This is a genomic window from Faecalicoccus sp. (assembly GCF_036552745.1).
GTDB lineage: Bacteria > Bacillota_I > Bacilli_A > Erysipelotrichales > Erysipelotrichaceae > Faecalicoccus.
In genome coordinates this window covers 1-8,610 of the sequence record NZ_JAXKBY010000005.1, presented here as the reverse complement: position 1 = coordinate 8,610, position 8,610 = coordinate 1, and the positions used below count along the sequence as shown (strand labels likewise).

Annotated in this window: 7 protein-coding genes; 2 read left to right on the top strand and 5 right to left on the bottom strand. The window is 37.1% G+C overall.

Annotation, left to right across the window (positions count from 1 at the left end):
* Positions 1–204: 204 nt before the first annotated feature.
* From U0M88_RS00280 to U0M88_RS00270, 3 genes are all read right to left on the bottom strand, one after another.
* On the bottom strand, positions 205–3,240 hold the full coding sequence (locus U0M88_RS00280) for an AAA family ATPase (protein WP_331868553.1): 3,036 nt from the start codon (positions 3,238–3,240) through the stop codon (positions 205–207).
* Positions 3,241–3,405: 165 nt separating this feature from the next.
* Positions 3,406–4,080, bottom strand: coding sequence for a cytidylate kinase-like family protein (locus U0M88_RS00275; protein WP_320802072.1), 675 nt, complete (start codon positions 4,078–4,080; stop codon positions 3,406–3,408).
* Between the two features lie 131 nt (positions 4,081–4,211).
* Positions 4,212–4,511: a hypothetical protein gene (locus tag U0M88_RS00270; protein WP_022789509.1), complete on the bottom strand. Its 300-nt coding sequence runs from the start codon at positions 4,509–4,511 to the stop codon at positions 4,212–4,214.
* A gap of 170 nt (positions 4,512–4,681) precedes the next feature.
* Between U0M88_RS00270 and U0M88_RS00265 the strand changes: the two genes are divergently transcribed.
* Positions 4,682–5,695, top strand: a complete 1,014-nt coding sequence (locus tag U0M88_RS00265; protein ID WP_320863140.1) for an SPFH domain-containing protein — start codon at positions 4,682–4,684, stop codon at positions 5,693–5,695.
* Positions 5,695–5,940 carry an Arc family DNA-binding protein gene (locus tag U0M88_RS00260; RefSeq protein WP_022789511.1) on the top strand — a complete coding sequence of 82 codons (246 nt, stop codon included), beginning with the start codon at positions 5,695–5,697 and terminating at the stop codon, positions 5,938–5,940. The genes U0M88_RS00265 and U0M88_RS00260 overlap by 1 nt, the downstream gene beginning before the upstream one ends.
* Before the next feature lie 51 nt (positions 5,941–5,991).
* On the opposite strand, the gene U0M88_RS00255 is transcribed toward U0M88_RS00260, so the two are convergent.
* Positions 5,992–8,133: a Tex family protein gene (locus U0M88_RS00255; protein WP_331868552.1), complete on the bottom strand. Its 2,142-nt coding sequence runs from the start codon at positions 8,131–8,133 to the stop codon at positions 5,992–5,994.
* 249 nt (positions 8,134–8,382) lie between these two features.
* Entirely contained in the window at positions 8,383–8,523 is a 141-nt protein-coding gene (locus U0M88_RS00250; protein ID WP_168964677.1) for a hypothetical protein, read from the bottom strand.
* Positions 8,524–8,610 lie beyond the last annotated feature (87 nt).

Sequence of the window (8,610 nt, the reverse complement as noted above, 5' to 3'; positions counted from 1 at the left end):
TTGTCTTTTCGTCATGCCTGTAAACGACAGATTCCGATCATACCAGTGATCATAAAGCCTGGACTTCATCAAAATCCAGGCTTTACTTTACTTTGTTTTTAAGTTAATACTTTTCTTGTAGCTTAACTTAATGACATTGGCTGTTAGAATTCCTCATTTTTCATTTTCATCTAAGTCATTTAAATGCAAATGGATAATCCTGCATCATTCATTTAAAAAATCTACGATTTCAAAATCACAGTATCCTTTAGGACTTTCTTTGACTCGCACTAGTGCACGAAACATTGTACCGTTTTTACTTTCTAAGGTTGCTTTTATACTTTCATTACGCAAGAGGGCTTTCGCTTCGTTTTCTCCCACATAGATATCATCCTGATTGTCTTTATATCGTTTCATATGTTCATACAATTTAAAGTTACAATCTTTTTTCATTTTATGAACATAATATAATCCGCCGTCTTTTCGATGTTTTACAACGATTTCATCATGGCAATAAGGACAATTTCCTACACTATGTAGCTCTGCATTGGGAAAGTCTTCTTCAAGTATTTGACTGATATCTACATTCGGATTTTTTGAAACTCGAACCGAGAGATTTAAAATCATCTTCTCATTGAAATTGCGCACAAAGCGTCCATTGCTGTCATCATTTTGGGATGTATAGGCATCGGATAAATATCTTTTATACAATGCTTCATCCACGACATATTCTTTCTTGTGAAGATCCAACAACCCGATTTGAACCAGTTCATCCATTGTATAATCTTCAAAATTAAATGTGAATGGAATACGACTTCTTAGACCAGAATTGCTCTGAAGAAAATCATTCATTTCTTTTGTATATCCTGCAAAAATAATCACAATATCTTTGCGATAGTCTTCCATAAATTTCAATATTGTATCAATGGCCTCCTGTCCAAAAGAATCATTATCCCCCTGATATAAAGTATAAGCTTCATCAATAAATAATATTCCACCTAAAGCAGACTGAAGGATGGCTTTGGTCTTTATGGCCGTTTGCCCTACATAACCGGCCACCAAATCCGATCGGCTTGTTTCTACAAAGCTATTGGTTTTTGTGATGCCCTTATGATATAAAATATTTCCTAAAAGCCTGGCCACGGTAGTCTTTCCTGTACCAGGATTTCCCAAAAACAAGGAGTGCAAAGTAATATCATCCGCTTTAAAGCCTTGTTCCATCCGTTGACGATTGTATTCTACCTGCGCAATGAACGCATCGACTTGTTTTTTTACCGTATGGATTCCGATTAGATCCTGTAGTTTCTGATAAGCTTCATTATCCGATTGACGATACTTTTGATCTTTATTTAAATAATTATCAATATCCAAAGCGGTAATTGTCGTTACATTATCGCTGGAATTGGAGATAAACATCTTAATCAAACCTTCATTGAAATTTCGTATCCATCGTCCATTGCTTCGCTCTAAGGCTCTTTCATAAGCTTGTTTGACTTTTTGTATATAATAGGATTCATCCTCTAACAGAAAATCACGTTGTGATAAGTCATTCAATCCAATTTGAACAATTTCTTCACTAGTATAATCATCAAATATAAACGTATTGGCAATTCTGGAGGCCAGGCCACTATTCATCTGTAAAAATTCTTCCATCTCTTTTGGATACCCGGCAAAAATAATCATGATATTATCGCGATGTTCTTCCATAAAAGTAAGAATAGTATCCACCGCTTCCTGTCCAAAGTTAACACTTGCGTCTTTTTTATTTAATGTATAGGCTTCATCAATAAACAAAACGCCCCCTAATGCGGATTGTAATATGTTTTGTGTCTGTATGGCGGTTTCCCCTACATGGTTGGAAATTAAATCACTTTCCTTTACCTCAACAAACTTATATTCATCACTATGAAATACACCGAGTTCATAAATAATTTGGCCGATCAGTCTTGCGACCATCGTTTTTCCAGTACCAGGATTTCCCATAAATACACTATGTAGGGATAATTCCTGTACTTTTTTTCCTTCTTTCTTTCGGCTTTCATTAAACCCGACCAGTTTACGTATATTTTCCACTTCATCCTTAATTCGAGTCAGTCCTACAAGGCTTTGTAGCTTCTTATAAGCGGATACAGAAGATACAACTTCCTTTTGATTTTCTGTTTTTGACTCTGTAACAAATTCGCAAACCCTTGAATTTTCATCACATCGATGTACATTTTCATACTGTTGAGGAAGATCTACTTCATCGATCACAAAAGAGGAATATGAACTCATTTTAAATAAGGTATATGCATGATCTGAAAAATGTATCCTCGATCCGTAAACGGTTGAATAATCCTCCGCAAATAGATAATAGTAGTCTTCGACAGCATCTTGAAATGTAAGATTTTGCGCATAGGCATAGGAACGATGCATATGAAGTTGTCCTTGAATAACAGTATCATTAAAATAGGCTTTCGAATCAAACAGCCCTATCCATTTTATGGAATCATTGACAGAACGAAAAATAGAATTATTTTTCGCATACAAAGAGTTTTTTGATACAACTTCCTGATAATATGCCGAATTTTCACTCGTCAATTCTACATGATCAAGCATCACGGTGGGATAAGCTGTCCCTTCCTCGGTTACGATGGTCTTGCCGTTTAGGGTACTATTATAGATTTCCAAAGTAGAATCAACAGCATGTACACAATTATAATCATTTTCCATACTTGTATCCATCATGATTCCGTTCGAATTTAGGCTATGTATGCGTATATTTTCCAAGATAGAATTAGAGATTTCAAAGTTTGAATTCGGTATATAAAATTCAATATCTCCTTGTCCATTCGATTTAAATTTAGAATGTAACATCTCTAAATCGCTATTTTCAATATACAATAATGGATAGTTTGATGCAGGTACATCCGAGATTAGAATACAATGATCAAATCTCAATGTGGATTGTTTCACATTGATCGCATTGCTTTGGGTTCCCGAAACACGTTGTAAATGATTCAAAGTCAAGTTTTGTAATGTAACATTAGCCCCATCTGCAACAAAAATTTGACCAGTCAATGTATTCGTGAGTCGCTGTTGTTCTTCTCCGGGGATGCTGGCAGGCGTTCCAATGATCGTTATATCTTGTCGAATCGTTACTTTACCAATATTTTCACAATAGTTTTCCTCTAAAACAAATACATCATCTAAAGATGCATTTTCTAGAGCTTTGATTAAAGACATTCCAAAAAAACCTTTTTTTATCTTATAGACTCCCATATTTCTCTCCAATCATTTAAATCGTTATATCACATTCATCAGAAATTAGGAATATTTCTGTTCATTTTTTGTATGTTTTTATTTTGACATAATTTCATCTATAAATCGACATCATTGATACTAACACATTCAAAAAAAGGATGTCATCCATCACATCCTTCAATCCTATTCCACTTCTGTAATCGTAATACCTTTATGATCCAGATATTGATTCATATATGCCCCCTTAATACTGGTTGTGCCTATTTTTATATCATAAAGTTTGGCCAGCATTTTCACAATTTCTTCCGTATTCATATAAGAGGTATTGATCATCATATCGTAATTGGAACTGGCGCCCCATTTCTGACCGGTATAAAACTCATAGAAACCGGCACGTCTTTCATCTTTATCATGAACAAACTTTCTTGCCTTTCGAGCCGGCACCTTATATTCGCTGATGCTCCAATTGATTCGTGTTTCCAAATCTGAATAGATAAACAGTTTTATCGTATTGGGATGATCTTTTAAGATATAATCAGCACAGCGCCCTACGATCACTGCACTTTCTCTCTGGGAAATCCCCTGAATCAATTCACAGGCTTTTTCATACACTTCGGAATTTATAGAAAGCTCTGTAATTGCTGAGATCTTATGTCGTCCGGCTACCGAAAATAAGCCTTGTTCATTTCGGTTTTCTTCACGGAAAAAGTCTGGATTGATTCCAAAATCATTGGCAATCAATTCCATGATTTCTTTATTATAATAGCCAATGTCTAAATACTCTGCCAATTGTCTTCCTATCTCTCTTCCATTCGATCCAAACTGTCGAGAAATAGTAATAATTACATGTTTATTCATATGATGCACCTTTGTTTATATTATACATGATTTATCTGGAAAGCTACCAGGAAAAACGGAAAGTAAAGGGATCCAAAGCACAAAGGCTCAAGATCCCTCTTTCTCTTTCAAAGAGTTTTGTAATGCTATAACTAGTTATTAACTTCTGAATATTTTCTACGTCCCGGATGCAGATTGTCAACATAATAGCGGATCGTTAATGTTCCTGCTACTTTCGTTTTAACTTTTGGTTCAACGATAAAACCGTCCCCTTCTAACATCGCATCTAACATAGCTTTACAGCAGGTAGTCGTGTTACCTTTTACACCTGGTTCACATTCATTCATGAATTCCTTGGCATTGACTTCAATGTACAACCACATCTTGTCATGTGCTTCTTGTTTCATTTCCTGTAAACGGGCTGCATACTGTTCCTGAGTCCATTTTTCCATGCTGATACTTCCTTTCCTTTCGTTTTCATTTTACTCCTAAACACCCTATAAGACAAGATTTGGGGACTGACCAATGTGGTCATAGGTCCTATTTTTATGCATTATCCTTTACTTTTCATCGTTTTATGATATCATAATGATATCAAATAGATATTCATGGAGGACAAGTTATGCATCAGGAAGTTGTTCAAAAAGAAATAAATCCCATCAACGGATTTATAACGTTGTTTATTGGTTTGGTCGGTATGATTGGAAGCATCTTCTTATTCGTATGGGGCTGCATTATGGCTGCTGAAGAAACCAATGTCGGACTCGGTGTGACCTTTATCATTGGCGGTGTGATTCTGTTTATCGTATTTTTGATCGTATTATGCGGTCTAAAAGTAGTAAAACCAAATGAAGCGCTGGTCTTAACTTTGTTTGGTAACTATTATGGTACGATCTTAAAGCCTGGTTTCTTTTTCGTAAATCCATTTGTTTCCTACGTCAACCCGGTTTATCAAAACCACATCACTTCACAAACTAAAAAAGTAGGTATCAAGGAAAACTCGATTGAAGTTAGCGGTATGACTTTAGGGAAAAAGACAGTCTCCCTCAAAAGCATGACCTTGGATAACGGTGTTCAAAAAGTTAATGATGTACAGGGAAATCCGATCATCATCGGTGCCGTTGTGATTTGGAAAGTTGTCGATCCAACCAAAGCCGTCTTTAACGTAGAAGATTATGCCGAATTCTTATCCATTCAGGCGGACAGTACGATTCGTAATATCGCAAGATTGTATCCTTATGATGATCTGGATCAGGAAGAAAATGCAGATAATACAGAAAGAACGCTGCGCGGCAGCTCTGTGGCAATTGCCAACGATATGAAAGAAGAATTAGATCGTCGTGTGGCCTGTGCCGGATTGGATATCGAAGAAATTCGTATCACACATCTAGCTTATTCCGAAGAAATTGCAGCTGCCATGCTGCAAAGACAACAAGCCAATGCCATCATTGCTGCACGTCAGAAAATTGTAGATGGTGCCGTCGGCATGGTGAAAATGGCCATTGATAAATTAGGAGAAGAAGAAATCGTTCTTTTAGATGAGGAAAGAAAAGCACAAATGGTTTCCAATCTGTTAGTCGTTCTTTGTTCCAATAAAGATACACAGCCTATCGTCAACAGCGGATCGATCTACTAATGGATTTAGATCAAAAAGAAAAAAAGCTTCAGGAACGACAACAAAGATTAGCGCAATTGGAACAGGAAATTCTCGAAAAAGAGAAAGCATTAAAACTCAAAGAAAAGCAGAAAAAACAACTCATCCTGCGACTTCCAGCTTCCTTATGGCAAGATATTGCGATTTGGGCGGAAGAAGATTTAAGAAGCATCAATTCACAAATTGAATACATTTTGAAACAAGCTGTGAATCAACACAAGAAATAGAAAAGCTATATTTAAAACCAGAAGAATCTTCTGGTTTTTTCATAGATACAATTAAGGAATCAGCGTTAGCTGCACTTTCTGTTTTTCTTCATCGATCTTATATACCCAAACCGTGATCACATCACCAACGGAAAGAAGTTCACTAGGATGATGGATCCTCTTCTTTGACATCTGTGAAATATGGATCAGTCCATCTTCATGTAAGCCGATATCGACAAAAGCACCAAAATCCACAACATTTCGAACAGTTCCTTCCAGTTGATCATGCACATGCAAATCTTCCATGGTAAGAATATCTTTACGTAATAAAGGCGCATCATTTTGATCGCGATAATCGCGTAAAGGTGTGCTGATCGCATCTAAAATGTCTTTTAAGGTATAAGTATCACACAAAACCTGATCTTGTATCTTTTGAAGGGATGTTTGTTCCAATGCTTTTTTGGCCTTGTCTGTGCCCATATCCTCTGGGTGCAAATCTAAAATTTGCAGCACCTGACGAGCTATCTCATAAGACTCCGGATGAATGCCCGTGCGATCCAGTGGTTCGATACCATCTTCAATGCGAAGAAAGCCGGCTGCCTGTTCAAACGATTTTGCACCGATCTTGGGAATCTTTTTAATTTCTTCTCTGGATGTGATTTTGCCATGCTCCTGACGGTAAGAAACAATACTGTTAGCCATGGATGTTGTGAGTCCTGATACATTTGTCAATAATACCGGACTGGCAGTATTGATATTGACTCCGACAAGATTAACAGCCTTCTCCACGACAAAGGAAAGGCGTTCCCCTAGTCTTTTCTTAGGAAGATCGTGCTGGTATTGACCAACCCCAATCGATTGTGGATCGATTTTGATCAATTCTGATAAAGGATCCAACAATCTTCTCGCAATCGATATGGCACTTCGTTGTTCGACTTTTAAATCCGGAAATTCTTCAATGGCCAGCTTACTGGCACTATATACACTGGCACCCGCTTCCGAGACGATCGTATAAGCTACCGAAAGATCATATTCTTTGATTACTTCTGCCACAAAGGCTTCACTCTCACGACTGGCTGTACCATTGCCAATCGCAATCAGATCGACATGATAGCCCTTACATAGCTGCACCAATTTTTTCTTTGCCTCCGGTATGCGAGCATTAGGTTGATGAGGATAGATCACATCGACATATAACTTCTTTCCCGATGCATCGATCACCGCTAATTTACATCCCGTTCGAAAAGCCGGGTCAAATCCCAGGATGATCTTATCCTTCATAGGTGGCTGTAATAAGAGTTTTTCCAGGTTCATAGAAAAGACATCCATGCTGCTTTCCTGTGCTTTTTGTGTCAGTTCCGAGCGCACCAGACGTTCTATCGAAGGATAGACCAAACGCGTTAAGCCATCCAACACAGCTTCCTGCACATAAACGGCAGTTGGTGATGAAGGATATCGAATCTCTCTTTTACATACCCAGTTTTCTATATATTCTTCATTAAATACAATCGAAACGGAAATAACCTTTTGATCTTCGGCTCTATCGATAGCCATGATTCGATGTGCCGCCAAGGTCGATACTTTTTCTGAATAATCATAATACATGCGATACACTTTTGTTTCATCGTTATGATTCTTCCTGGCACTCGTTTGAATTCTTCCATATTGTACCATGGAGTCATAAATCTTATTTCGTATCTTTTGATCTTCACTGATCTTTTCCGCAATGATATCTTTTGCCTGTTGTATGGCATCCTTTACATCGACCACTTTTTCATTTAAGAATTGACTTGCGCCAGCTTCATCAAAAGAACGAGGAAAGCGTAAAAGCAGATCAGCCAGTGGCTGCATTCCATTTTCTATGGCAATACCGGCTCTTGTTTTCTTTTTCTGTTTATAAGGGCGATACAATTCCTCGACTTCTGCCAGTTTGGTACAGGAAAGAACGCTGCTTTTGATCGTATCATCCAACTTACCTAAGGTTTCAATACGTTCCAAAACCTCTTCCTTTCGTTTTTGAAGATGCACTTGATATTCATACTGTTCCTGAATCACACGAATTTGTTCTTCATCCAGTCCTTTTGTTCTTTCTTTTCGATAACGGGCAATAAAAGGAACGGTACTGCCTTCTTCCAATAATTTCAATGTATTATAGATTTGTTCCGGTTGCAGGTGATGTTCCTTAGCGATTTGTTCAATAATTGTTTGTTCCATATTTTCTCCTTGTCGAGTTCTTATTATAACAGGTATTTTTGATCTTCTCAAAAGAGTTCTATGTGAACTTTCCGGCTTTATAAAAGCCCGGCATCTGAAAACAGTACCGGTCAAAAAACATCACGATTTAATCCTTCTTTTCATTCAAAAATACACAGAAGACTGCCACAAACAATCCTAATAAGATCCATAGATAGGCTGCATCCCAAAATTCTAAAAGCATGTCAGATTTTTCCAGAAGCAAGAAAATTAACTCGTTTTCTTACTTTCCTGAAGTAAAGCTTCCAATAATTGATTTGTTTTACGAATCTCATCACGGATCGATGATAACCACAGCCAAAGAATGAATAAAATTAAAATTGCCAAAATCACAACCGCCACAAACAACATAAGTATCACCTTTTTATGAAATTCCTAAATAATCGTATCTGTATGATAAATATCAAGTAAAAACAAGCCTATCCTCTACAATAATTA